We start from the raw sequence: 24,686 nt of genomic DNA on the forward strand, positions 1-24,686 counted from the left end.
CGTGTGGAACCACGAAATGTATATGAAAATTCGAGTACAATGCGCCGAAACCCAGCGATTTCGGAGAAATGTACTCGAAAAATCATACAGAATCGGCCCAAATGCGTGTGGAACCACGAAATGTATATGAAAATTCGAGTACAATGCGCCCAAACCCAGTGATTTCGCTGAAATGTACTCGAAAAATCATACAGAATCGGGCTAGATGCGTGTGGAACCACGAAATGTATATGAAAATTCGAGTACAATGCGCCGAAACCCAGTGATTTCGCTGAAATGTACTCGAAAAATCATACAGAATCGGCCCGAATGCGTGTGGAACCGCGAAATGTACATGAAAAATCGAGTACAATGCGCTGAAACCCAGCGATTTCGGCGAAATGTACTCGAAAAATCATGTACAGTATGGGCCTGACGTGGCCGTAATCGAGCTACAACGGCTTCCCGTTCATCGTCGGCGGGGCTTCCGGCTTCATCACGGGGCCGAAGTCGTCCGTTGCAGCGGCGGGGTTGCCGTCTTGGTTCCAGGCGTCTTTCATCATGAAGGCGCCTTTGCGTCCTTCGTCGGTGGAGTCCTTCGTTTTGGCTCGTTCCAGTTGCTGCTGGGTGTAGTCCTCTTTTTTACTCATCTGACGCACCTCCTATACTGTGTGTGGTTACTTAGTATTCCCAAAGTTCCTTTCCGAAAAAAAGAAAACCCGCCAAAGCTCAACCTCCTTGGAGTTCAAGCCTTGACGAGTCCTATCTCAGGATCGTTCTGCTTATTGCGCCTTCACGAACTCGGCCGCCTTCACGCCGGCCTGACGTCCGAAGATGATAATATCGGCTACGGAGTTGCCGCCGATCCGGTTATCCCCGTGCAACCCGCCGGTCACTTCGCCAGCGGCGAACAGCCCTGGGATCGGGTTGCCATCCTTGTTCAACACTTCCGTGTTGGTGTTGATTTTTACGCCGCCCATGGTGTAGTGGATGCCGGGAGCGATTTTGATGGCATAGTACGGTGCGCCGGACAAATCGTAATCCATCCCGGTAGTTCTGCCAAATTCGGCGTCATTTTTACCTTGTACAGCTGCGTTCCAGGTTTCCAATGTCTTCGCCAATGCATCTGCCGGTACGCCCATCGCTTCAGCCAAAGCTTCAATCGTGTCACCTTGGATCACAAAGCCCATCTTTTCATATTGTTGAATCGCTTTAGCCCGGGATTTTACGCCGGAATCAAAAACAAGGTAGGCTGATTTCTCAGGCAGGGCATTGATCGCAGCCGTCACCTTATCACGTGTATCCATTTCATTATAGAAACGTACGCCTTCGCTGGAAACTAGGATCGCACCTTCACCGCGCACGGCCTCGCCGATCAGATAGGATTTCTCCTGTTGAACGGTTGGGTGAACTTGGATCTGATCCATATCCACGGTAACGCCGCCCAACTTCTCAATCATCGTAATGCCATCACCGGTGCTGCCAACTTGGTTGGTCGTGACATATCCCTTTAAGTCCGGTCTAAACTGGGTGATCATTTCCGGATTCGCCCCGTAACCGCCGGTTGCGACGATGACAGCTTTGGCGGTAATCGTTTTTTCCTCGGTATCGTTCAAAACGACCTTCACGCCGCTCACTTTCCCGTCTTGCTGAATAATCTCCTTGACGTTGGCGTTGACAAACAGCGGAATGCCTTGTTCTTCAACGTTTCGTACCAGGCCATCCACCAGGTATTGTCCCACGGCGGAGCCGTCTTCCGGACGGTGGGTGCGTTTTTCGCTCATGCCGCCGGTAATCGTCAGGTTATTCAAGCGGATGCCAATGGCATCAAGCCAATCGATCGCTTCGGCGGAATGGTCAACGAAGTAACGAAGCAGTTCGGTATCGTTCGTATTATGGCCGCCTTTGAGTGTCTCTTCATAGAATTTGTCGTTGCTGTCTTCAATGCCTTGTTCCTTTTGGAATTTCGTTTCTGAGGCGTTCATGCCCGAGGACGATTTCGTTGTATTGCCCCCAGCCACCGGCATTTTCTCAAAAATCACCGGGTTCATGCCGCTCGCTTTCGCTTCAAGTGCCGCGGTCATGCCAGCACCGCCTGCGCCGATGATAATGATATCGTAGCTATCCTTCAACTGATCGTGAGGGGTATAGCTTTTTTCGGATGCGCCGGCTACGGCTTCGGCTTCGCTTTCCTTAGCCTTATCCGTCTGACCGCCCGCCTGCGTCTGGTTCTGATTTTGAGCCTGGTTCTGAGGCTCGTTCCCATTGTTGCCGCATCCCGTGATGACCAGCATCAAGGATAAGACGAGAATGAGTGCTGCTGTTACTTTCTTGTGCATGATAAACCCTCCACTTTTGTCTTTATAGGGACGCTGTTTCTCTTTCGTTCCCCTGGGGAGAGGATAACATAAGGGCTTGTTATGGTAAGTGAAACTTTTCACAATCAAACAGCTATCAAACAAGTTTTGATCTTCCCTGCGCCAAAAAAAACGAAAAGGCAACTCCACCAACCCCAATAGCTTGGCGGAATTGCCTTTATTTTGGCATGCTCTACACAGCTTCCATCTTCTGCGCGGTATACAAGCGGTAGTATAGACCGCGTTTCGCCATCAGCTCGTCATGCGAGCCGGATTCGGCAATCCCCTTGTCGGAGACGTACATGATGCGGTCGCAGTTCTTCACCGTCGACAGCCGGTGCGCGATGATAAATGAGGTGCGTCCCTTGAGCAGCTCGTTTAGGCCTTGCTGGAGCAGACGCTCTGTCTTGGCGTCGATCGAAGAGGTCGCTTCGTCCAGAATCAGAATACGCGGATCGGCCAGCAGCGTCCGGGCGAACGAGATGAGCTGCCGCTGTCCTTGGGACAGCTTCGAGCCGCGCTCATTCACTTCCGTGTAGTACCCTTGCTCAAACTCGCGGATGAACTCGTCAGCGCAGACGGTTTTGGCCGCAGCAATGACTTCCTCTTCGGTGGCGTCCAGCTTTCCATAGCGGATATTATCCATGATCGTACCCGAGAAAATAAAGCTGTCCTGCAGCATAATCCCCATCTGGCTGCGCAGCGACTTCAATGTCACCTGCGAGATGTCGTGACCATCGATCAGAATCGCGCCTTCGCTCACATTGTAGAAGCGAGAGATCAGGTTCACGACCGTGGTTTTGCCCGCACCTGTCGGTCCGACGAGGGCGATGCTTTCCCCGGCTTTGACCTCAAAGTTCAGGTGCTCCAGAATGTTCAGGCCGGGATCGTAAGCAAACGTAACGTCTTTGAATTGGACGTTGCCCTGTACTGGCGGCAATGCCTTCGCCCCCGGAACGTCGCTGACCGTCACCGGTTCATCCAGCGTTTCAAAGATCCGTTCCAGGTACGCTACGGCGTTAATAAAGTTGTTGTACAGCTGTGACAAGTTCAGGATCGGCTGCCAGAAGCGGGCTGCGTAGTTACTCATCGCAAGGATGACCCCGAAGGTCACGCCTTGCGGCCCCATCGCAAGCAAGCCAACCATATAGATCAATGTCGTGACGATCGTCGCCAGGTTATCCACGGAGAACGGGATCAGCGCGTTGTAGCGCAGCGCCCGCATCCATTCCTTGCGGTAGTTGCCGGCGAGGCGAGTGAAGATGCCTTCGTTATGCTTCTCACGGGAGAAAATTTGCGTCACGCCAATCCCGCTGATGCTCTCCTGCAAATAGGCGTTCATGTTAGAGCTTTTGTTAGATACAGCCTGCCATGCCCGGCGCTGCCGGGTTTTGATCAGCAGCATGACGCCGAGGAACACCGGCAATCCGGCCAAGGTGACGAACGACAACCGAACATCCACCGCGAACATAAACACAGCGATAAAGATCAAGTTGACGATCTCCAAAATAAAGTTGATGATTCCGTTGGACAACACGTCGGATACCGCATTGACGTAGTTAACGACGCGGATCAGAATTTTCCCTTGGGGACGGTCGTCGTAATATTTGAACGGCAGCTGCTGCAGATGCTTAAACAGATCCGTCCGGATATCGAAGATGATATCCTGGCCAACCCGGGTCATGATCCGGGAGCGGATTGTCGCCAGCTCAACGCTGACCACGATCGTGAGCAACATCAGCGCAGACCATCCGACCAGCGCGCCAAACGCTTTTTGCGGAATCGTCACGTCAACGACATGCTGGATAATGAGCGGCGCGGACAGCGCGATCGCCGCAGACAAGGCGCTCAGCACGAACGCGATGATCATCGGCTTTTGCTGCTTCCGGATGTACACCATGGCACGTCTGAAGTGTTTTATATCAAAAGGAGACTCTAGATTCTCATCCACATCGAACTTATTTCTAGCCATGGCTACTCACCGTCCTTCCGATCCCTTCATTTTGAAGCATAAATACATCGTAATAATAGCCGCGCTTCGCGAGCAATTCGGCATGGGTGCCTTCCTCAATCAGCCGTCCGCCGTCCAGGATCAGAATGCGGTCTGCTTCGGCCGTAGTCGACACACGCTGAGCAATGATCAGCTTCGTGCACGGGAAGTTCAGCTCGCGCAAGCTCTTCTGGATATGTTCCTCGGTCTCTAAGTCCACCGCAGATGTAGTATCGTCGAGGATCAAAATCGGTCGGCGTACCGCCAGCGCCCGAGCCAGCGCGATCCGCTGCTTCTGTCCGCCGGATAAGCCGACGCCGCGCTCCCCAACGATGGTGTCATATCCTTCCGGCATTTTCGTAATAAAATCATGTGCCGCCGCAAGTTTCGCATACTCTCTCGTTTGTTCCTCCGGCAGCTCGGGATCGCCGTATGCGATGTTTCCGTCGATCGTATCGGAGAACAGCAGCACGTCCTGGGTCGCGATGCCGATGTTGCTGCGGAGCTCATCAAGCTCCAGTTCGCGGACGTCCACGCCGTCAACCAACACTTGCCCATCGGATACGTCGTAAAAGCGCGGGATCAGGTTCACGAGCGACGTTTTGCCTGAACCGGTTGAGCCCATAATGGCGATCGTTTCTCCCGGATTCACCGAGAAGCTGATATCGTGAAGCACTTCGTTGCTGTCATATTTGAAGCTGACGTGCTTGAATTCGATGCGTCCTTCGTAACGGCGCTTATCGATTGCGTTGTGCTCGTTGACGATTTTGGGTTTGGCGTAATAAATTTCTACAATCTTACTCAAGCTGGCGAAGAAACGTTGGATATCGTTAATGATAATGCCGATGTTGCGCATCGGGTTGGACACGGCCCAGATCAGTGCGGAGAACGCGGAAAATTCCCCGAACGTAATCCGTCCCTGCATGACAAAATATCCACCGGCCAGCATCAAGATCACGTTAAACGCTTGGGCGAACGTCTCCAGGTACGGGAAGTAGTCCAGCCACACGAGCGCTGCTTTCTTGTTCGCTTCAGAGAAGTGAACGTTCTTATCGGTAAATTTCTCAATTTCAAATTCTTCACGAGCAAAGGCTTTAACGACGCGGTTCCCCGAGATGTTCTCTTGGGTGATCGTATTCAGTTGGGACAACCGCTCGCGCAGATCTACGTACATCGGACGGACCTTTTTCGCGAAGATGTAAGCCACGACGAAGATGGGAGGCGCCAAAACCAGCAGCCACAGCGTCAACACGGCATCAATGGTAAAAAAATAAGCGACGGCCGCAATAAAGATCGTCAGCGATTCAATAATCGTCTTGATGATCCACGCCATCGAGTGCCGCACCATGTCCAAGTCCCCGGTCATCTTGGTCATCAGGTCCCCGGTCCGGTTATGGTCGTAGTATTCCATATCTTGGCCTTGGATTTTGTTGTACAGATAGATGCGGACTTTGTACAACATATTTTGCGAAGCCTGCTCATATTGCATCGTCGTCAAATAAGCTAGCCCCGTCCGCAGCAGCGAGAACCCAATCATCCCCAAGCAGAGCATGATCAGCAGTCCCCGTTGCTCCGTTAAATTTTGCATTGCATTTTCACCTGTGATAAACGTGTCAACAATCTGCTGGCCGATGTACGGATTGATAATCATGAGCGAGGAGCCCACGACGGAAAGCACCAGCGCGGTGATATACCTGGCCCGGTTGCCTTCCAAATTCTGCCACAGCCATTTGAGTTCAAACAATTCTGATCACCCGTTTCTGTTTGTTGTTGCAAGCTGTTAAAAGCAATCTTCATTTTCGCAAATCATCGTGATTATACCACAACCGTTCACAGGTAAAACCCGCATATTCCAGCGTGTTGTCACGTAGGTTTGCGTTTTCGTGATGGGATCGCCTCTTTGCTTTTATTTCGGTAAATTCTTTAGAATATGAAGTGAATTGCTCCAATTTTGCAGGCCGATACGAAAAAAATTTGAAGGAGGGATCGCCATGGTCGAAAATTTCGTGATCGTACCGCTAACCGCAGAAGATCGAGAGCAAGCCTGCCGCGTATTCGAGCAGACGATTCCGGAGGCGTTTGCCGCGGAAGGGCTCGGACATTTAATAGAAGATATCCGCGAAGAAGTGGATGGAAAAAGAAAGCTGGTGAACGCCGCCCTTGGGGCTGCATCCAGCTCTGATCCGCATGGGAAAGGGAAAACAGCGGGGGAGAGCCCCGTCCTATTTCTCGTTGCGAAGATCGGGCGGGAGGTGGTGGGGACGATTTCCTTTGGCCCTTGCGGGAAGGAAACCAGGGATTGCACCCAGCACGCGTTGGATGAGGTTGGCGAGCTGGGAAGCTTGTACGTGCTGCCCGCCAATCAAGGACAAGGCATCGGGGCGGCGTTGATCGAGGCGATGGCGAAGGCGCTGCAAGAGCGGGGGATCGAGCGGTTCTGTCTCGACAGCGGCTATAAGCGGGCGCAGCAGAAGTGGCTGCGTAAGTTCGGCGAACCTTATGTCGTGGCTAAGGACTACTGGGGGCCGGGGCAGGATCATATGGTTTGGTTGTGTCAGGTGAGGGATTACGCAGTGCGCAGGTAAGTAGTGGCATCTGCCCCCATTCATGAGGTACAGTGAGGAGGAAATAACGCCGCAACAGGGCCTTATCCGAAGGCCCTGTGGGAAGGAGAACATTCAAACGGTCGACAACGTGCACGCATTTGAACCGTTCCGGCCTCAACTCTCCATTTGCCGGGTTACCTGTGAAGTGTTATATTGGTAGGATTGGTGGAACGAGCTTCAAGCCTTGGGCACTTCCTGCCAAAATTAGTGTTCCGGCAGTAAGGCCGGCAAGGAGTTATTTATGCAATTTAAAGAACTGAACCTGATCCCATCGATCTTAAAAGCGTTGGAACAGGAAAACTATACGACACCTACGCCCATTCAACAACAAGCGATTCCTCCGATTCTGGGCGGCCAAGACTTATTGGGTTGCGCGCAGACCGGTACGGGGAAAACCGCAGCATTTGCCATCCCCACCCTGCAGTTGCTGCATAAGGATGGCGCCCCGCGCGCAGGCCGACGGAACATCCGCGCGCTTGTGATTACGCCAACCCGCGAGCTGGCGCTGCAGATTTACGAGAATTTTTGCGCCTACGGCAAGTACCTGCCTCTGAAATGTGCAGTTATCTTTGGCGGCGTGTCGCAGAAACCGCAGGAGACTGCACTGCAGAAAGGCGTAGATATTCTGGTAGCCACGCCGGGAAGGCTGAACGATCTCATGCAGCAGAAGCTGATTGATCTGAAGGACGTGGAGCTTCTGATTTTGGACGAAGCGGACCGCATGCTGGACATGGGCTTTATCCATGACGTGAAGAAGATCATCGCCAAGACGCCGTCCCAACGGCAAACCTTGCTCTTCTCTGCCACGATGCCCGGCGCGATCGCGCAAATGGCTAATTCCATCTTGAGAAATCCCGTCAAGGTGGAGATTACACCGGTTTCCTCCACAGTGGACACGATCGGGCAGTATCTATACTATGTGGACAAAGGCAACAAGAGGGATCTGCTGATTCACCTTTTGCAAGACCCGTCCATCGAATCCGCCATCGTCTTCACGCGGACCAAGCATGGGGCAGACCGGTTAGTGCGTCACTTAACGAAAGTCCAAGTCAGCGCCAAAGCCATCCACGGTGACAAATCACAAGGCGCTCGGCAGACGGCTTTGCAGGATTTCAAGAACCGCACCTTGCGCGTCCTGGTCGCCACCGATATTGCAGCGCGAGGCATCGACATCGACGAGTTGTCTCACGTTATCAACTACGAGCTGCCGAATATTCCTGAAACGTACGTTCACCGGATCGGGCGAACCGGCCGGGCCGGACAAAGCGGTGTCGCCATTTCGTTCTGCGATTTTGATGAGAAGCCGTACTTGGCTGATATTGAGAAATTGATCGGAAAGCGAGTCCCTGTCATTAAAGATCACCCTTATCCGATGCAGCAAACGGCTCCGGCCCCGAAGCCGGTACAGCCGGCAAGGAATACCAAGAAGCGTACGGATTCCTTTACCCCTCATCGCGTAAGACAATCCCGCTAAATGAAGAAGGAGTTGCACCTCCCATCAAGATGATGGTATAGGGCAACTCCTTTTGTTTCTAAATTTTCCGATAGCTCAACCCTCGCCTGACAACAATTTCAGCAGCTTCTGCGGGATGTTGAACTTCTGGTTGTCGATGAGCAACTGGAATTCTTCGGAGGCTTCGGCTTGATGCGCGTGCTTGATTTCCTCCATTTCCTGTTGCAGCTGTTCCATTTTCAAGTCCAACTCGAAGGCAGTGTCGGCGGCGGTCTTCAGGTCCTGGAGCAGACGATCCGGGACGGACTCGTTATATTTGTAGAAAATTTTGTGCTCCAGGCTGGCCCAGAAATCCATGGCAATGGTGCGGATCTGAATTTCGACACACACCATTTCCTCACCGTCTGACATGAACACGGGCACTTCAACCAGCATGTGCAAGCTCTTATATCCGTTGGGTTTAGGGTTCTTAATGTAATCTTTGATCGTAAGGATCTTCAGGTCCTTCTGCGCCTGCAGCATTTCACTGATCCGGTAAATGTCCGAAATGAACGAACAGGTGATGCGAATGCCGGCGATGTCGCGGATGCTGCGTTTGATATCCTCTAAGGAAGAAGCGCCGCCTTTGCGGTACAACTTCTTCAGGATACTCTCCGGTGACTTGATTCTCGATTTCGTATGCTCGATTGGATTGTAGTCATGGAGAAGCTGGAATTCCTCCTGCAAAATTTCGATTTTTGTCTCCACCTCGTGGAGGGCGAATTTGTACATCATCATAAACCGGGTCAACGACTTCTGCAGGGCCTTCATTTGCTCTAAGGGGTTCACAAAAGATTGATTTATCATTAGGGGCTCCGTCCTTTAACATTGTTCATCACATGATTTCCATTTCCATTATAGCTTAGGAGACAGGCCAGATGCCAGAAAGGAGGGGATCATGAGCGAACGCCCCTGATTCATCGCATTTACGTCGTTTGCAGCAGAGGCAACGCGTCCGTCAATTGGATCTTATACGATTTGACCAGGGTCTCCCCATTGGTCGTGTCCGCTTCGTAGGCTCGTTCGAATCCGAGGCTCTCATACAGCTTCACCGCAGCGGCCATCATATCCGACGTATGTAAGTAAAGCGTACGGGCACCAAGCTCAAGGGATCGACGGGCGGCCTCACGAATCAGCTGCTTTGCAATCCCGCGTCTGCGGGCATAGGGGGATACCGCGAGCAGCCGGATGATGGGCGAATGGATGCTTAAGTCCGATCTCCCATAGGCCGCTTCCGAATTCAGGAACAGCTGCACACTGCCAACGATTTCTCCGTTAAGTTCGGCGACAAGCCGGGCATAAGGGCCGTTGCCGTAAACAGAGCGTCGAATGTTCTCGCGATATTCCTCCCACCGCTCACGGGGCATGTCAAACGCATATTGCCGGTAAGCTTCCAGCATCACTTTGGCAATGTGTTCCCGCTCATCCTCCCGGGCATCCCGGATGAATACTTCATGATCTAAACGGCTCATCTCCAACACTCCTTATCGAAGTAGTTCATTGATTATTCAAATTAAGTGAAGTGAAATCAGTATAGATCAAATACCAACTAAGCGCATCGGAATATAAAAATATTTGCACAGACATTAAAAATTTCTATATCGAACAATTGACAAAAAGTGGCGAGCTCCCTAAGATTAAGGATAATTTCAATAAAACCGTCTATGTAGATTGGTATAGTAAGAAATATAGTGCGATTCGGGGAGGGATCTTTTTGAATATAGATCATATTGAGGCGTTTGTATACATCAATCACTACGGCAGCTTCAATAAGGCGGCAGAGGTACTATTTCTTTCGCAGCCGACGGTAACCGCGCGGATTCAATCGCTGGAGCGGGAGCTGGATTGCCGATTGTTCGATCGCTTGGGGAAGCAAATCCAGCTGACGGAGAAGGGGAAACAATTTCTGCCCTACGCCCAGCAAATCCTCCAGATTTACCAAAAGGGAAAACATCATCTCCATTCCCGGCCGGGAACTCCTGAGGAACTTCGAATCGGGAGCACCGTATCCGTGTCCAACTATTTAATGCCGCACCTTCTCGTGCTTCTGCATCGGCGCTTTCCGTTAATCAACCTCAAGGTGATAACCGGTCCGACTGACGTTCTGGCAGGCAAGCTGGCGGCTAAGGAAATTGACGTCGCTTTTGCCCGCAAGCAGATGAGCCCGTCGTTCCAATCCTATCCCTTCTACGATGATCCGATTCGGTTATACGTGTATAAGGATCACCCGCTTGCCGCTGTCGGAAGTGCATCCATCCGCGACATTCGGCGGGAACCGCTGGTCTTCTTCGAATGCGGCTCCCTCGATTGGATGCGAATTCATCGCGCGTTTGAAAGCCTGGAGCAGCCGCCCAACATTGTGTATCAGGTCGATAATGCCGAGACGGCGAAGAAGCTTGTGATCAACCGGGCCGGCATTTGCTTTCTCCCCGGGTTGTCTGCTAGACAAGAAGTGCAGGAGGGCATCCTCGTGCCGGTAGACATCCTTGAGACTTCCGGCATTTCTTTACAAACTCACCTGATCTCTCTCAGCGGTGAAAACAATGTATTTCTGGACGCTTTATTAGAGCTAGGCGTCTCACCTATCGACGATTTGCATGTACCCATAGAAAAACTCGATTAGACGCGTAACAAAAATCACAGTAAAGTAGTGTCAACATAATCCTGACTAAACATATATGGATTGTAAACAAAAGATCACCGTGAATGAGGAAGGGGTTAGAGACATGAAGAGATGGTTAAGTGCAGCGGCCGTACTGGTGTTAGCGGGGGCGCTGGCAGGATGTGGAGCGGGAGCGTCCGGCGGGACGGAAGGGAAGGATACGGCGGCGAGCGCAGCCCCGGGATCGGGGGAAGTGAAGAAAATCATCGTAGGAACCGGCACGGGATTCCCTAAAGTATGCTTTATCGACGAGAACGGGAAATTAACCGGATTTGACGTTGAACTGGTCCGTGAGATCGATCGGCGTCTGGCGGAATATGAGTTCGAGTTCCAGACCCAGGAATTTTCCAACCTGCTGCTGAGCTTGGAGACGAAGAAGATCGATTTTGTTGCTCATGAGATGGAGAAGAACCCGGAGCGGGCTGAGAAATACCTGTTTAACAAAGAGCCCTACGCGCACTGGAGAAATAAAATCATCGTCGCGAAGGACAATCATACGATTCATTCCTTGGACGATTTGAAGGGGAAGAAGGTACTAACCTCGCCAACCAGTGCAGAGGCGCAAATTTTGGAGAACTACAACAAGGAAAATAACAATGCGATCGAGATCGTCTACCAAAGTGGTGCAGCCAACGATACGGTCAGCCAAATCATCTCCGGCCGCGTCGAGGCCACACTGGGAGCAGACTTCTCGCTGTCGCTGATCGACCCTCAGGGGAAGCTGAAAACGACCGGTGAGGATCTGTCTGAAGCGGATATCTTATTCGTTTTCCGCAAAGACGATCCGGAGGGACAGAAGCTGGCAGATGCGATCGACGAAGTAATCAAGGAATTGAAGGCGGATGGAACCTTGAGCAAGCTGAGCAAGGAATGGCTCGGAGAAGACTTCACTTCGGATAACTAATCCATAAGGCGGGAAAGGAGGGGGATGTTCGTGGGAGCACCGTTTGATTTTTCTTTCGTGATCAGCGCTTTTTCGAAGCTGTGGTCGACGCTGGGCATCACCTTGCTGATCGTGGGCGGCTCGCTGTTGACGGGGATCCTCATCGGATTTCTGATCGCGTTCCCCCGGCTGTATCGGATTCCGGTGTTGGAGCAGTTTTCGAAGGTGTATGTTTCGTTTTTCAGAGGGACGCCAATCTTGATTCAATTGTTCCTGTTTTATTATGGCTTGCCGGAGCTGTTGAAGCTGGTTAACCTGGATATCTCCCGAGCGCCTGTATTGTTCTTCGTCATCTTGACTTACGGCCTGCATACCGGAGCCTTTATGTCGGAGATGATCCGCGCTTCGGTGACGGCTGTGGATCGGGGACAGGTCGAAGCAGCTTATGCCATCGGCATGAAGGGGCATCAAGCATTCACCCGTATCGTAATGCCGCAGGCACTGGCGGTTGCGGTTCCGGTTTTTTCAAATATGGTGATTGCTTTGCTGAAGGATACTTCGCTGGCATTTACCCTCGGCGTCATGGAACTCACCGGCAAAGCCCAGACGCTTGGTGCACTCACGCAGCATTTTATCGAAGCGTATTTGGCTCTGGCGTTCATTTATTTGGTCGTGAGCTTCACGTTAGAGAAACTGCTGCGTGCCGCCGAACGGCGTTTACTGAAGCATGAACAATCGGATGGGGCGGAGAGAAGGAAGTTCCGGATCGAGCGTAAGCCATCGCTTCGGGCCATGTTTGCCGGAATCGGCGCGGAGAAGGGAGGCGCAAAACTATGAAAATCGATCCTTCATTTATCTGGACGGCCTTCGTTCAACTGTTGTCTGCGATTCCCACCACCTTAATGATCACCGCTGTGTCTGTCTCGGTTGGCTTTGGGATTGGCGTGATCACCGCGTTGTTCCGACTGTATCGAATTCCTGTGCTGGGACAAATCTCCACCGCTTATGTCACCTTTATCCGCGGAACGCCGATGTTGACGCACTTATTGCTGATTTACTTCGGGTTGCCGGTCATTATTGACGGCTTATCGGGTTGGTTTGGCTGGGGCTTTAAGTCCGCTTCCATCCCGATGATCGCTTTTGCCTATATTTCCTTCTCTATCACCGCTGGAGCTTATATGTCTGAGGTCGTCCGCTCGGGGCTGCTGGCAGTGAACCGCGGGCAGCTCGAAGCGGCTTATTCCATCGGGATGACGACGTTTCAGGCGCTGCGACGAATCGTGTTCCCCCAAGCGCTGGCGTTCAGTCTGCCGAATCTCTCCAACTCAGCGATCGGCATGCTGCACGGGTCGACGCTGGCTTTTACCGTATCCGTCGTGGACATTAACGCGAAAGCACAAATCGTTGCCTCGACCAACTGGAAGTTTTTTGAGGCCTATGTGGCGGCGGCGGTGATTTTCTGGGGGCTGACCGTCCTGATCGAACGGCTTACGGCGCGGCTCGAGAAACGAATCCAACTTTACAATCGGGGGGGAGTGGCATGATTCAGCTTCGTCAATTATCCAAGTCCTTTGGACGCCAGCAAGTCTTAAAATCGATTGATTTGACGGTGAATCAAGGGGATGTTGTCGTCATTCTGGGACCGAGCGGCTCCGGCAAAACAACGCTGCTGCGATGCATCAACTATCTGGAGAAGCCCAGCGGCGGCGAGATTGCCATCGGGGATTACCGCGTGAACTGCAGCCGGGCGTCCAAGAAAGACATTCATACCCTCCGTCAGAAGACGGCGATGGTGTTTCAGCAATATAACTTATTTCGGCACAAGACGGCGCTGGAGAACGTGATGGAAGGCTTAGTGATCGTCAAAAAAATACCCAAGGAAGAAGCCAAAGCCCGCAGTATCGCTTTGCTGGAGAAGGTGGGTCTAGCCGGTAAACTGGACGCTTATCCGAGCCAGTTGTCTGGAGGTCAGCAGCAGCGAGTGGGCATTGCCCGAGCGCTGGCTCTCGAGCCAGAGGTGATTTTGTTCGACGAACCTACATCTGCGCTGGACCCCGAGTTGGTGGGCGAAGTGCTGGAGGTCATTCGCAAGATTGCCAAGGAAGGGATTACGATGATCGTCGTGACCCATGAGATGGGGTTTGCCCGGGACGTGGCGAACCACGCCGTATTTATGGACGGCGGTGTCATTGTGGAAGAAGGGAGCCCGGCGGAGCTGCTGTACCATCCACGCGAAGAACGGACGAAGCAGTTTTTGAAGCGGATTACCCCTGAGCCGAGCTATAGCATTTAGCATTTTTACGATTAAGGAGGCGAACGAGAGATGGGACTCACGATTAGCGTGTTGGACCAAAGCCCAATTTACCCGGGGGAAACCGCGGAGCAGGCGTTCAAGCACACCGTAGCGCTAGCCCGTAAATCCGAGGAGCTGGGGTTTCGGCGATTTTGGGTGTCAGAGCATCATGATTCGGAGCAGGTAGCCGGTTCTTCGCCGGAGGTGCTGATTTCCTACCTTCTAGCGCATACGAATACGATCCGGATCGGCTCGGGCGGCGTGATGCTGCAGCATTACAGCCCGTATAAAGTGGCAGAAAATTTCAACGTGCTGGCTTCCCTCGCGCCGGGGCGGGTCGACCTTGGCGTCGGCCGGGCGCCGGGAGGTTTGCCGAAGAGCACGCAGGCGTTGCAACAAGGCGTAAAGGAATCGGTCACCTTGACGGACAAAATCGTGGAGCTGCGAAAATTTGTGCAGAACCGGTTGGAGTCGGACCATCCGCTGGCTGGATTGCGTGCGGCTCCGCTCCCGGCGCAGGCGCCTGAGCTCTACGTGCTTGGAGCGAGCGTGGACAGCGCCGGGATCGCTGCCGGATTGGGCTTGCCTTACGTGTTCTCCCTGTTTATTAACGGGGATCCGGCGGTTGCGCTTCAGGCGATTCAAACCTACCGGGAGCGATTTGATGCATCCCATGGTACCGAGCCTCAAGTGATCCTGGCGGTGTCCGTCATCGTCGCCGAATCGGAAGCGGAAGCTGCCGAGCTTGCCGGGCATCAGAAGGTGGTGAAGGTGCGGCTCGCCAGCGGCAAATTGGTGACGCTTGGCACGCGGGAGCAAGCGGAAGAGTTTGGCCGTCAGGCCGGAGAGCCGTATACGATCGAGGAGCAGGAGCCTTGGATTGTTAAAGGGACCAAGGCGACGGTCCGGGAGCAGCTGCTCGCGCTGCAGAAGGACACCGGCATCGAGGAAGTGATCGTCACCAGCAATATCACGCCTTTCGAGAAGCGGATTCGCTCCTTTGAGCTGCTGCGTGAAGCTTTAGTTGAAGCGGCGGTGGAGGCGTAAGATGTCCAACGATACTTATGCGACTCAGGCGAAGGCGTTGAATGGTACAGCAGCAGAGCGGTTCATAGAGATCCGCCGGGAGCTGCACCGGTACCCGGAGCTGTCGAACGAAGAGTTCGAGACGACCCGGCGAATTCGCGGCTGGCTGGAGGAAGCGGGCATCCGGATCCTGGATATCCCGCTGACAACGGGGTTGATTGCCGAGGTGGGCGGTCTCCAGGGCGGGCCGGTCATCGCGGTTCGAGCGGATATCGATGCGCTGCCGATTCAGGAGGAGACCGGTCTCCCGTTTGCTTCGGCGCATCCCGGCAAAATGCACGCCTGCGGGCATGATTTCCATACCGCCGCCCTAATTGGCACGGCGTATGCGTTGAAAGCCCGGGAGGCGGAGCTGAAGGGCACGGTCCGGCTGATCTTCCAGCCGGCCGAAGAGAAGGCCAAAGGCGCGCGGCAAGTCATCGCCAGCGGGGCGCTCGACGGGGTGCAGGCGATCTTCGGCATGCACAATAAGCCCGATCTTCCCGTCGGGACGATCGGGATCAAGAGCGGCGCGCTGATGGCCGCTGCCGACGGCTTTGTCGTTGAGGTCGCGGGACGGGGGACCCACGCGGCGGTGCCGGAAGCCGGCAATGACCCGATTGTGACCGCCGCGCATCTCGTGACGGCGCTGCAATCAATCATCAGCCGGAACGTCGGCTCCCTGGAGAGTGCCGTGATCAGCGTCACGAAGCTCCACAGCGGCACCGCCTGGAACGTCGTCCCTGAGACAGCGCTGCTGGAGGGCACGATCCGCACCTTTGATGAAGCGGTGCGGCGGCGGGTGCTGCAGCGCTTCGAAGAGGTGGTTCAAGGCGTGGCGGCTACGTTTGATACAACGGCTTCCGTTCGTTGGATTGAAGGTCCCCCGCCCGTGCTGAACGATGCCAAGCTGGCGGAGCTTGGAGTGGCCGCGGCGGAGGCGGCGGGATACCAGGCGGTGTCGCCGGTTCCGTCGCCGGCGGGAGAGGATTTTTCCTGGTATCAGCGGGAAGTTCCGGGGCTCTTCGTCTTTATGGGGACGGATGGACCTAAGGAATGGCATCATCCGGCCTTTGACCTTGATGAGCGGGCGATTCCGGTAAGCATCGGCTTCTTCACGAAGCTGGCGGAGCTGGCGTTGGAGGAGCTGGCACGGGATCCCCGCCTCCGCAAGGAAGGAGCGTCCCCATGAGCGCGTCCATTGCTTATGACGTCATCGTTGTTGGCGCAGGCTCCATGGGGATGAGCGCCGGATATTATTTGGCCCGCAAGGGACTGCGCACGCTGCTGATCGATGCCTTTGATCCGCCGCACCGGGAAGGCAGCCATCATGGCGAACCTCGGCTCATCCGGCATGCTTACAGCGGAGATCCCGTGTATACGGAACTTGCGGTTCGCGCCCACCGCTTGTGGAATGAAGTGGAGGAGCTGACCGGAACCCAGTTGCTGGTGTCATCGGGCGTTTTGAATCTCGCGGATCGCGGCGTCTATTCCTTTATGGAGCGAATCGCACAATCGACGGCGTTGGGCGTCCGCACCGAATGGCTGGATGCGGCAGAGATCCGCGCCCGCTGGCCGGAGCTGACCATCCCGGATTCATTTGAGGCGATGTATGAGCCGGACGCCGGGTATTTGTACAGCGAGCGATGTGTGGAAGCGTATCGCCAGCTGGCTTTGGCGGAAGGCGCGCAGCTGCTGACGTACGCCATCGTCAGGGATGTGAAGGTACACCCGGGAGAAGGCTCTGTGACGGTATATACGGAGGACGACAAGTTTCATGCCGGGGCCGTTCTGCTGACCGCCGGGGCGTGGTTCAGCACGCTGTCCTCGTTCGTCAACCTTCCGATCCGCGCTGTGCGCAAGGTGGTCGGGTGGTTTGAAACCAGCGGGCCTGGCTTCGACGCGGGACGATTTCCCGGGTTTACGTTAGGAACGCCGGAAGGCGGGTTTTACGGGTTCCCGAATATTGGCGGAGCCGGCCTGAAGATCGGACGTCATGACGGCGGGATCCCTTGGGCTCCGGGGGAGACGTTGGCACCCTTCGGAAGCCGGCCCGAGGATGAAGCGGATCTGCGCCGCGTGCTGTCGGCCTATATGCCGAAGGCGGCCGGCCGCTTAAAGCAAGGCGCAGTCTGCAAATACGAGATGTCGCCGGATGAGGATTTCATCATCGACCAGCATCCCGAGCACCCGAAGGTGTGGGTGGCGGGTGGCTTTTCCGGACATGGCTTCAAATTTGCCAGCGCGATTGGGGCACGGCTTGCAGACTTAATTGCAGAAGGGAAGAGAGATGACTCGCTGCGACCGTTTGCGCTGGATCGTTTTGGCCAGTTGGCGAAATAGCACGATGCGTGCTGGCCCGGATTGGGCTGCTCGCAGTGCAGGGAGACTGATAAGGGAAGAAGCTTAATTTTGAATCGGAGGCGATGGCATGACGAAAGTCAATTTTGAAGCTTTTTTAAATACACATGGGCAGCTTCTTACGGCGATTGACGGCCTCAGCGAGGAGCAGACCACTTGGAAGCCCAAGCCGGAGAGTTGGAGTGTCCTGGAGGTACTGACCCACTTGGTGGATCACAGCATCGTTGTCTCTTTTCGGATCCGGGATATTCTGGCGGGGACGGAGGCGCAACTGCCGGCCTTTAACCAAGATGCGTGGGTCAGCGGTCAATATGCCAACGCGGGGAAAGTCTCCGATGTGTTGCAGACCTTCCATGCGTTGCTGCTATACAACAGCCTGCTGTTAAGCCGTTTGGATGCGGAAGACTTAGAGAAGACTGGCGTGAATGCCAAGGGAGAAACGGTCTCCATCAAGCAAATTGTCGAAGGCTTTACCAACCACGTTCAACGTCATTTGGGGCAAATCGATCGCATTAAACAAGCCGCGGGGTTTGCCTTGAGCAAGAGTTAAGCGCGGGAAACGATACCGAAACGATAAGGAGGAACGAGAATATGGCGAAACCAAGACAACTCAAATTAGGCGCATTGTTACACGGGGTAGGCGGGGGAACCTCCCTGTGGCGTCATCCGGACGCGCAGGCGGATGCCAGCGTCAATATCGACGTTTATAAACGTTGGGTGCAGAAGGCGGAGGCCGGCAAATTTGACCTGGTGTTTATTGCCGACGGCTTATATATTACGGAAAAGTCGATCCCCCATTTTCTGAACCGGTTCGAGCCGTTAACACTCCTCAGCGCCTTGGCGGCGGTCAGCAAGCATGTAGGGCTGGTCGGAACGTTGTCCACTTCATACAGCGAACCGTTTACCGTCGCCCGGCAGTTCGCTTCCTTGGACATGATCAGCGGAGGGCGCGCAGGCTGGAACGTCGTCACTTCCCCATTGGAAGGCTCGGCGCTGAACTACGGGAAGAAGGAGCATCCGGACCATGCCAAGCGTTACCGGATTGCCACCGAGTTCCTGGAGGTGGTCCGCGGGCTGTGGGATTCGTGGGAGGATGACGCCTTTGTGCGGGATAAGGAGACGGGGGTATTTTTTGATCCGGAAAAAATGCACACCCTGAACCACGTCGGAGAATTCTTCTCGGTGAAAGGGCCGCTGAATATCGCCCGTTCCAAGCAAGGGCAACCCGTGATCTTCCAGGCGGGCTCCTCTGAGGTTGGCAAAAATTACGCCGCTAAGCACGCGGACTCCGTATTCACCGGGCATGAAACGATCGAGGATGCGCGAATCTTCTACCAAGACGTGAAGTCCCGCGCCGCCTCGTTTGGTCGGAATCCGAACGAAGTCCTGATCTTCCCGGGAATCGCTCCGATTCTTGGCCGTACGCCAGAGGAAGCGGAACGCAAATATCAAGAGGTCGCCAGCCTGGTGACGATCGAGAATGCGCTGGACTATTTGGGCCGCTTCTTTGAGCATCACGACTTCTCCCAATATCCGCTGGATGAGCCGTTCCCGGATCTCGGAGATTTGGGCAAAAACAGCTTCCAAAGCAGCACGGATAAAATCAAACAAGACGCCAAGGAAAAAGGGCTGACGTTAAGACAAGTGGCGCTTCAAGTCGCAACGCCGCGCGGCGGATTTATCGGGACACCGGAGCAAGTCGCAGATCGGATTCAAGCCTGGTTCGAGGGAGGCGCTGCCGACGGGTTTATGATCACGGCTGCCGTTCCAAACGGCCTGGAGGATTTCGTGGACTTGGTCGTACCGATCCTGCAGGAGCGCGGTCTGTTCCGGACCGAGTACGAAAGCGATACGCTGCGCGGCAACTTAGGGCTGCCGATTCCGGAGAACCGGTATACGCTGGAGCGGAAAGCGGTAGCGGCTAAGTCTTGAGGTGGGTTCATACATGCTGAGCCGTGAGTTAAAGCAGACGGTGGGGGGAGACCCCCTGCAATATGCAGCCGGATTGCGAAGCGAGCTCATTCGCATCCGCCGGGACTTGCACCGCCACCCCGAGCTGTTGTACGAAGTCTCGCGTACGGCGGAATTGGTAGGGAATCTGCTGGAATCTTGGGGACTGGAAGTCAAACGGCAAGTCGGCCGGCATTTCGGGATGGGCGTGGTGGGTACGCTGCACGGCAAGGCCGGCCGCGGTCGGACGTTGCTGCTAAGAGCCGACATGGATGCGCTGCCGATCCAGGAAGAGAACGAGGTGCCCTACCGTTCATTGCGCGATGGAGTGATGCACGCCTGCGGCCATGACGCGCATACCGCGATGCTGCTTGGAGCAGCCCGCACGCTGGCCGAATATCGGCATCTCGTTAGAGGGACCATCCGCTTCGTCTTTCAACCTGCCGAAGAGGGGGCGCTGCCAAGTCCGCTGGACGGCAGGCTCCTGTCGGGCGGACGCGATTTGATTGAAGATGGCATTCTGGACGGGGTGGACGAATGTTATGCACTCCATGTCCATCCGGAATTGCCCGTCGGAACGCTGGGGATCCATACTAAGTATGCGATGGCGGCTTCCAGTCACTTTAAGGTAAAGTTCCATGGCGTATCAGGTCATCACAGTGAGCCTCACCGAGCGGCGGATGCGATTCAGATGGCCGCACGTTTCGTCACCGAGGTTAACGGTTTGATGGCGAACCGGGTGAACCCGGCGGAGCCGGCTGTGCTCGCCTTTGGTACTCTGCATGCCGGTCGCGCGGTCAACGTCATCGCGGATTACAGCGAGTTGACGGGGACTTTTCGAGCATTTCGCAAGGAGACCGTGGCTACGATCCGAGACGGGTTAATCCGCCAAGCCGCATCGATTTCGGGAGATGCGGGAGGCGGTTATGAGATGGAGCTGCGCGACGGCATTGCTGTTGTCAACGATGAAGGTGCGGTACAGCGTATCATATCTGCCGCCTCTGAGGTTCTGGGAACGGAGCAAGTCAGCTTGCTTCCGGAGCCCAGCCTTGCTGGGGAGGATTTTGGCTGGTATCTGGATCAGGTGCCGGGGGCGTTTGCCTTCATCGGCTGCGGCAATGACGCTCGGGGAATCACCCATGCGCTGCATCGCCCTCGATTCGATGTGGATGAGGAGGTTCTGGTTCACGGGACACAGATCTGGGTGCAGTTGGCTTTGCAAAATCAAAAGGTAGAACACGAATAGGAGGAGATTCGATTATGAGCAATATCGTTATTCTCGCAGGGAGTCCTACACTAGGTTCACGGTTATTCGGATTAACGGATTATGTACAGGAGAAGTTGACTGATGCGGGGCATTCCATCGATTGGTTCTCGGCGGCGGAACTGCCGGCGGAGGATTTGCTTCGGGCGAACTTCAACAGCGAGGTTGTGAAGGATCTGAACGCCTCGGTTGAAGCGGCCGATGCTGTCATCATCGCCAGCCCGGTCTATAAAGCGTCTTATTCAGGTGCGCTGAAGACGATCCTGGATCTGATCCCGCAAAAAGGGCTGCAAGGCAAATTGGTGCTGCCGCTGTTCATCGGCGGGACGATCGCCCATTTGCTGGCGGTGGATTACGCGCTGAAGCCGGTGGTTGCGGCGCTGGGCGGAACTCACATTCTCGGCGGCGTATTCGCCGTGGATCAATGGGTCAGCCGGTTGGAGAACGGCGGGTTTGCGTTGGAGGAGCAGCTCCGGGAGCGGCTGGATGAGGCGGTAACGCAGCTGAACCTGGAACTGGCCCGCTATCGGCTGGTGACAGAGGAGCAGAAGCAAGGCCAGGTTGTGTAAATTCAGACAGACGGCAATGCAATTGCAGGTGACGAGAGCCTCCGGGCTTCTTTGTTGCACTAATGCCGACTAAACACATGGGTTAATAATTAATTAGAGTTCATAAATTCCATGATTTCCAATTCAAAAACAAAGGTGGAGTGAACAATGGGGACCCATTCCAATAGACAGCTCCGGTTCGGAGCCGCGATTCATGGCGTAGGGAGCAGCCATACGGCGTGGAGACATCCGCAGATTCCCTCGGATGCCAGTGTAAGCCTGGCCTTCTATACCCAACAAGCGCAAATCGCCGAGAACGGAAAATTCGATTTTGTATTCATTGCGGATGGTCTCTACATCAATGAAAAATCGATCCCGCATTTTCTGAACCGGTTCGAACCGATTACAATTTTGTCCGCGCTGGGCGCTGTGACTTCACGGATCGGCCTGGTCGGAACGCTGTCGACCTCATACAGCGAACCGTTTACGGTCGCGCGGCAGTTCGCCTCGATCGACCATATTAGCAAAGGGCGGGCCGGTTGGAACGTGGTGACTTCACCTTTGGAAGGAACCGCCCTCAATTTTGGTGGCAAACCGCACCCCTCGCATTCGGAGCGATATCGAATCGCCGAGGAATATTTGGAGGTCATTAAAGGTCTGTGGGATTCCTGGGAGGATGACGCCTTTGTTCGCGACAAGGAGAGCGGTGTATTCTTTGATCCGTCCAAAATGCATCGGTTAAATCACAAAGGCGAGTATTTCTCCGTACAGGGCCCGTTAAACATCGCGCGTTCCAAACAGGGCCAACCGGTTGTGTTCCAAGCCGGCTCCTCCGACAGCGGCCGCAATCTTGCGGCCAAGACGGCAGACGCAGTGTTCACCGGGCCCGAGACGCTCGAGGAAGCCAAGGCGTTCTACCAAGATGTGAAGCGGCGCGCCGTTGAACTTGGGCGTTCTCCTGATGAGATTCTGATCTTCCCGGGAATCGGTCCCATCATTGGCCGGACTGAGGAAGAGGCGGAGCGAAAATACCGTGAAATCGCTGAATTGGTGACGCCGGATAAAGCGCTGGAGTACCTTGGACGGTACTTCGAGCACCATGATTTCTCCCAATATCCGCTGGATGAACCGTTCCCGGACTTGGGCGATTTCGGTTCGAACAGCTTCCGCAGTACAACGGAGCGGATTAAGAAACGGGCGAAAGAGCAGAACCTGACGCTGCGGGAAGTAGCGCTGCAGGAGGCGACGCCAAGAACGGTGTTCTTTGGTACGCCGGAGAAGGTGGCGGATATTGTACAGCAATGGTTCGAGGAACCGGCGGCGGACGGTTTTATTGTCGGGGAAAGCGTACCGGGCGGGCTGAGAGATTTCGTGGAATGGGTCGTGCCGATTCTGCAGGAACGCGGATTGTTCCGCACTGATTATGAGGCGGATACGCTGCGCGGCAACCTGGGGCTGCCTGTGCCGGTGAACCGTTACACGGCGCAGCGAGCGCAGCAACAGGCCGGCAGCGTTCGGTAAGTCTATGAAATGAAAGTTGAAGCAGAGGGAGGGCGTTGATGCCATGAGATTCATGAAAACCAAACGCAGTAAAGCCATCTTCGCAGCGGCAATGATGATGGTTGTGCTGCTATCGGCCTGCGGGAGCCAACCAACGGCACAAGAAAGCCCAAAGGCTGAGGCATCCGCCTCGGATGCCGAACAAACAGCTGCCGCCCAAGGCGGGGAACTCACTTATGCACTGGCGACCTCACCCGATACGCTGGACCCGCATCGCAGCGGGCTTGCCGTAGCGGTCCGAGTCCTTCGCACGATCTATGACAGCCTGGTTGTCCAGCTGCCGGACAATACCATCAAGCCGTGGCTGGCGAAGGAATGGACAGTCTCGGAGGATGGGCTCAGCTACACCTTCAAGCTCCGGGAGGATGTCAAATTCCATGACGGAACCCCGTTTAATGCCGAAGCGGTTAAATTCAACTTCGACCGCATTCTCGATCCGGCAACGAAAGCGGCGAATGCGGCTGCCTTGCTTCAGCCGTATAAGTCCTCCGAGGTGATAGACGAGTACACCGTGAAGCTTAATCTTTCGACGCCGTCCAGAGCGTTCCTCGGCAATCTAAGCCAGGCGCTGCTTGGCATCGTCTCACCGACAGCAGCCAAGCAGTACGGCGACCAGCTGGGACAGCATCCGGTGGGAACCGGACCGTACAAATTTGTGAAATGGGAGGAAAACGCTGGCATTCAAGTCGAGCGCAACCCCGATTATCAATGGGCGCCTGAATTGGTCGATAACCCGGGAGCGCCTTATCTAGACGGCGTGAACTTCCGCATTATTCCGGAGGAAGCGACCCGGATCGGAAGCGTGCAGAGCAAGCAAGTGCTCGCTGCCGAAACCGTGCCGCCTCAGAACGCAATCGCTTTGAAGAACGATGCCGAGCTGCAGCTGCTTCAGGCCAATACGGTGGGCCTGCCATATACGTTATTTTTTAACCTGGATCATACCCCTTGGAATGAACTGAAGGCCCGGCAAGCCGTGCAGCTGGCGGTGGATGTGGATGCGATCGTTAAGACCTTGTACTTAGGCACTTACGAGCGAGCTTGGTCCCCATTGTCACCTGGAATATTTGGCTATGATCCATCGCTGGAAAATTTGATTAAGCCCGATCTGACGAAGGCCAACCAGCTTCTGGATGAGTTGGGTTGGGTGAAGGGAGCAGATGGCATCCGCGAAAAAGACGGCAAGAAGCTCACCCTGCATTACGTCGATGGAACCCCGAACCGGGAAAAACGCAACGACATCGCGGTGATCATTCAACAGCAGCTGAAGCAAATCGGCATCGCTGTAGAAGTGGAGATTACGAAGGATGTCCGAACCGTGGTATTTACCAACGGCGATTATGATTTATACGGCAACAGCCAAGTCAACTCTGACCCGAACGCGCTTTATTCGTTCTACCATTCTTATGATCCGGACGGACAGCCCACCTTGTCGCGGCTGAACAGTCCGGAGGTGGATGAGTGGCTGGAGCAAGGCAGAGTGGAGCCGGATGACGCCAAACGGGCGGAGCTGTATCAGAAGGTTCAGCATTACATTATCGACAATGCCATCATTCTTCCGATCTACGTGTACCCTTATACGGTTGCCGCATCCCAATCGGTGCAAGGAATCAAATTCGATTCCCTCGGCTATCCGCTGTTTAACGATGTTTCATTAAAGAAGTAACGCGAAGGGAGTT

General features: G+C 54.5%; 22 protein-coding genes. 16 read left to right on the plus strand and 6 right to left on the minus strand.

Annotated elements, in window-relative coordinates:
- Positions 1-431 precede the first annotated feature (431 nt).
- From RW092_RS00575 to RW092_RS00590, 4 genes are all read right to left on the minus strand, one after another.
- Positions 432-629 carry a hypothetical protein gene (locus RW092_RS00575; protein ID WP_316009228.1) on the minus strand — a complete coding sequence of 66 codons (198 nt, stop codon included), beginning with the start codon at positions 627-629 and terminating at the stop codon, positions 432-434.
- A 132-nt stretch (positions 630-761) separates the two neighbouring features.
- Entirely contained in the window at positions 762-2,318 is a 1,557-nt protein-coding gene (locus RW092_RS00580; protein WP_316009229.1) for a flavocytochrome c, read from the minus strand.
- A gap of 211 nt (positions 2,319-2,529) precedes the next feature.
- Complete coding sequence (locus tag RW092_RS00585; protein ID WP_016313365.1) at positions 2,530-4,308, minus strand: ABC transporter ATP-binding protein; 1,779 nt, start codon at positions 4,306-4,308, stop codon at positions 2,530-2,532.
- Positions 4,301-6,070 carry an ABC transporter ATP-binding protein gene (locus RW092_RS00590; RefSeq protein ID WP_316009230.1) on the minus strand — a complete coding sequence of 590 codons (1,770 nt, stop codon included), beginning with the start codon at positions 6,068-6,070 and terminating at the stop codon, positions 4,301-4,303. The genes RW092_RS00585 and RW092_RS00590 overlap by 8 nt, the downstream gene beginning before the upstream one ends.
- 247 nt (positions 6,071-6,317) lie before the next feature.
- On the opposite strand from RW092_RS00590, the gene RW092_RS00595 reads away from it, so the two are divergent.
- Entirely contained in the window at positions 6,318-6,911 is a 594-nt protein-coding gene (locus RW092_RS00595; protein WP_316009231.1) for a GNAT family N-acetyltransferase, read from the plus strand.
- 262 nt (positions 6,912-7,173) lie between these two features.
- Positions 7,174-8,406, plus strand: coding sequence for a DEAD/DEAH box helicase (locus tag RW092_RS00600; protein WP_316009232.1), 1,233 nt, complete (start codon positions 7,174-7,176; stop codon positions 8,404-8,406).
- Positions 8,407-8,481: 75 nt separating this feature from the next.
- Here RW092_RS00600 and RW092_RS00605 read toward each other — a convergent pair whose 3' ends face one another.
- Entirely contained in the window at positions 8,482-9,231 is a 750-nt protein-coding gene (locus RW092_RS00605) for a GTP pyrophosphokinase (protein WP_028538683.1), read from the minus strand.
- Between the two features lie 119 nt (positions 9,232-9,350).
- On the minus strand, positions 9,351-9,896 hold the full coding sequence (locus tag RW092_RS00610) for a GNAT family N-acetyltransferase (protein WP_316009233.1): 546 nt from the start codon (positions 9,894-9,896) through the stop codon (positions 9,351-9,353).
- A 242-nt stretch (positions 9,897-10,138) separates the two neighbouring features.
- Here RW092_RS00610 and RW092_RS00615 point away from each other — a divergent pair, with 242 nt between their 5' ends.
- The 14 genes from RW092_RS00615 to RW092_RS00680 all read left to right on the plus strand — a co-directional run bounded on the left by RW092_RS00615 (position 10,139) and on the right by RW092_RS00680 (position 24,673).
- Positions 10,139-11,047 (plus strand): LysR family transcriptional regulator, encoded by a 909-nt coding sequence (locus tag RW092_RS00615; protein WP_051416896.1) that lies wholly within the window; start codon positions 10,139-10,141, stop codon positions 11,045-11,047.
- Between the two features lie 103 nt (positions 11,048-11,150).
- A complete protein-coding gene (locus RW092_RS00620) occupies positions 11,151-11,990 on the plus strand; it encodes a transporter substrate-binding domain-containing protein (RefSeq protein ID WP_085279708.1) in 840 nt (279 codons plus the stop codon).
- Positions 11,991-12,020: 30 nt separating this feature from the next.
- Positions 12,021-12,806 (plus strand): amino acid ABC transporter permease, encoded by a 786-nt coding sequence (locus RW092_RS00625; protein ID WP_016313357.1) that lies wholly within the window; start codon positions 12,021-12,023, stop codon positions 12,804-12,806.
- Positions 12,803-13,513, plus strand: a complete 711-nt coding sequence (locus tag RW092_RS00630; RefSeq protein WP_316009234.1) for an amino acid ABC transporter permease — start codon at positions 12,803-12,805, stop codon at positions 13,511-13,513. The genes RW092_RS00625 and RW092_RS00630 overlap by 4 nt, the downstream gene beginning before the upstream one ends.
- A complete protein-coding gene (locus RW092_RS00635; RefSeq protein ID WP_016313355.1) occupies positions 13,510-14,262 on the plus strand; it encodes an amino acid ABC transporter ATP-binding protein in 753 nt (250 codons plus the stop codon). Before RW092_RS00630 ends, RW092_RS00635 begins: the two co-directional genes overlap by 4 nt.
- Positions 14,263-14,292: 30 nt before the next feature.
- A complete protein-coding gene (locus RW092_RS00640) occupies positions 14,293-15,309 on the plus strand; it encodes an LLM class flavin-dependent oxidoreductase (protein ID WP_316009235.1) in 1,017 nt (338 codons plus the stop codon).
- A 1-nt stretch (position 15,310) separates the two neighbouring features.
- Positions 15,311-16,519: a M20 peptidase aminoacylase family protein gene (locus tag RW092_RS00645; RefSeq protein WP_316009236.1), complete on the plus strand. Its 1,209-nt coding sequence runs from the start codon at positions 15,311-15,313 to the stop codon at positions 16,517-16,519.
- Positions 16,516-17,670: an N-methyl-L-tryptophan oxidase gene (gene solA, locus RW092_RS00650; protein ID WP_316009237.1), complete on the plus strand. Its 1,155-nt coding sequence runs from the start codon at positions 16,516-16,518 to the stop codon at positions 17,668-17,670. The genes RW092_RS00645 and solA overlap by 4 nt, the downstream gene beginning before the upstream one ends.
- Before the next feature lie 88 nt (positions 17,671-17,758).
- Entirely contained in the window at positions 17,759-18,238 is a 480-nt protein-coding gene (locus RW092_RS00655) for a DinB family protein (RefSeq protein WP_316009238.1), read from the plus strand.
- A 41-nt stretch (positions 18,239-18,279) separates the two neighbouring features.
- Positions 18,280-19,620 (plus strand): LLM class flavin-dependent oxidoreductase, encoded by a 1,341-nt coding sequence (locus tag RW092_RS00660; RefSeq protein ID WP_016313350.1) that lies wholly within the window; start codon positions 18,280-18,282, stop codon positions 19,618-19,620.
- Positions 19,621-19,633: 13 nt separating this feature from the next.
- On the plus strand, positions 19,634-20,884 hold the full coding sequence (locus RW092_RS00665) for a M20 metallopeptidase family protein (RefSeq protein WP_016313349.1): 1,251 nt from the start codon (positions 19,634-19,636) through the stop codon (positions 20,882-20,884).
- 14 nt (positions 20,885-20,898) lie between these two features.
- Positions 20,899-21,471, plus strand: coding sequence for an NADPH-dependent FMN reductase (gene ssuE, locus RW092_RS00670; protein ID WP_016313348.1), 573 nt, complete (start codon positions 20,899-20,901; stop codon positions 21,469-21,471).
- A 147-nt stretch (positions 21,472-21,618) separates the two neighbouring features.
- On the plus strand, positions 21,619-22,971 hold the full coding sequence (locus RW092_RS00675) for an LLM class flavin-dependent oxidoreductase (protein ID WP_316009239.1): 1,353 nt from the start codon (positions 21,619-21,621) through the stop codon (positions 22,969-22,971).
- 43 nt (positions 22,972-23,014) lie between these two features.
- Entirely contained in the window at positions 23,015-24,673 is a 1,659-nt protein-coding gene (locus tag RW092_RS00680; RefSeq protein ID WP_316009240.1) for an ABC transporter substrate-binding protein, read from the plus strand.
- Positions 24,674-24,686 lie beyond the last annotated feature (13 nt).

The sequence above is a fragment of the Paenibacillus sp. 3LSP genome (assembly GCF_032465655.1).
GTDB lineage: Bacteria > Bacillota > Bacilli > Paenibacillales > Paenibacillaceae > Fontibacillus > Fontibacillus barengoltzii.

Excerpts from the sequence above, each read along its gene's own strand:
- RW092_RS00575 (WP_316009228.1), bottom strand. The coding sequence starts at position 629 with ATGAGTAAAAAAGAGGACTACACCCAGCAGCAACTGGAACGAGCCAAA.
- RW092_RS00580 (WP_316009229.1), bottom strand. The coding sequence starts at position 2,318 with ATGCACAAGAAAGTAACAGCAGCACTCATTCTCGTCTTATCCTTGATG.
- RW092_RS00585 (WP_016313365.1), bottom strand. The coding sequence starts at position 4,308 with ATGGCTAGAAATAAGTTCGATGTGGATGAGAATCTAGAGTCTCCTTTT.
- RW092_RS00595 (WP_316009231.1), top strand. The coding sequence starts at position 6,318 with ATGGTCGAAAATTTCGTGATCGTACCGCTAACCGCAGAAGATCGAGAG.
- RW092_RS00600 (WP_316009232.1), top strand. The coding sequence starts at position 7,174 with ATGCAATTTAAAGAACTGAACCTGATCCCATCGATCTTAAAAGCGTTG.
- RW092_RS00605 (WP_028538683.1), bottom strand. The coding sequence starts at position 9,231 with ATGATAAATCAATCTTTTGTGAACCCCTTAGAGCAAATGAAGGCCCTG.
- RW092_RS00610 (WP_316009233.1), bottom strand. The coding sequence starts at position 9,896 with ATGAGCCGTTTAGATCATGAAGTATTCATCCGGGATGCCCGGGAGGAT.
- RW092_RS00620 (WP_085279708.1), top strand. The coding sequence starts at position 11,151 with ATGAAGAGATGGTTAAGTGCAGCGGCCGTACTGGTGTTAGCGGGGGCG.
- RW092_RS00630 (WP_316009234.1), top strand. The coding sequence starts at position 12,803 with ATGAAAATCGATCCTTCATTTATCTGGACGGCCTTCGTTCAACTGTTG.
- RW092_RS00635 (WP_016313355.1), top strand. The coding sequence starts at position 13,510 with ATGATTCAGCTTCGTCAATTATCCAAGTCCTTTGGACGCCAGCAAGTC.
- RW092_RS00640 (WP_316009235.1), top strand. The coding sequence starts at position 14,293 with ATGGGACTCACGATTAGCGTGTTGGACCAAAGCCCAATTTACCCGGGG.
- RW092_RS00645 (WP_316009236.1), top strand. The coding sequence starts at position 15,311 with ATGTCCAACGATACTTATGCGACTCAGGCGAAGGCGTTGAATGGTACA.
- solA (WP_316009237.1), top strand. The coding sequence starts at position 16,516 with ATGAGCGCGTCCATTGCTTATGACGTCATCGTTGTTGGCGCAGGCTCC.
- RW092_RS00655 (WP_316009238.1), top strand. The coding sequence starts at position 17,759 with ATGACGAAAGTCAATTTTGAAGCTTTTTTAAATACACATGGGCAGCTT.
- RW092_RS00660 (WP_016313350.1), top strand. The coding sequence starts at position 18,280 with ATGGCGAAACCAAGACAACTCAAATTAGGCGCATTGTTACACGGGGTA.
- RW092_RS00665 (WP_016313349.1), top strand. The coding sequence starts at position 19,634 with ATGCTGAGCCGTGAGTTAAAGCAGACGGTGGGGGGAGACCCCCTGCAA.
- ssuE (WP_016313348.1), top strand. The coding sequence starts at position 20,899 with ATGAGCAATATCGTTATTCTCGCAGGGAGTCCTACACTAGGTTCACGG.
- RW092_RS00675 (WP_316009239.1), top strand. The coding sequence starts at position 21,619 with ATGGGGACCCATTCCAATAGACAGCTCCGGTTCGGAGCCGCGATTCAT.
- RW092_RS00680 (WP_316009240.1), top strand. The coding sequence starts at position 23,015 with ATGAGATTCATGAAAACCAAACGCAGTAAAGCCATCTTCGCAGCGGCA.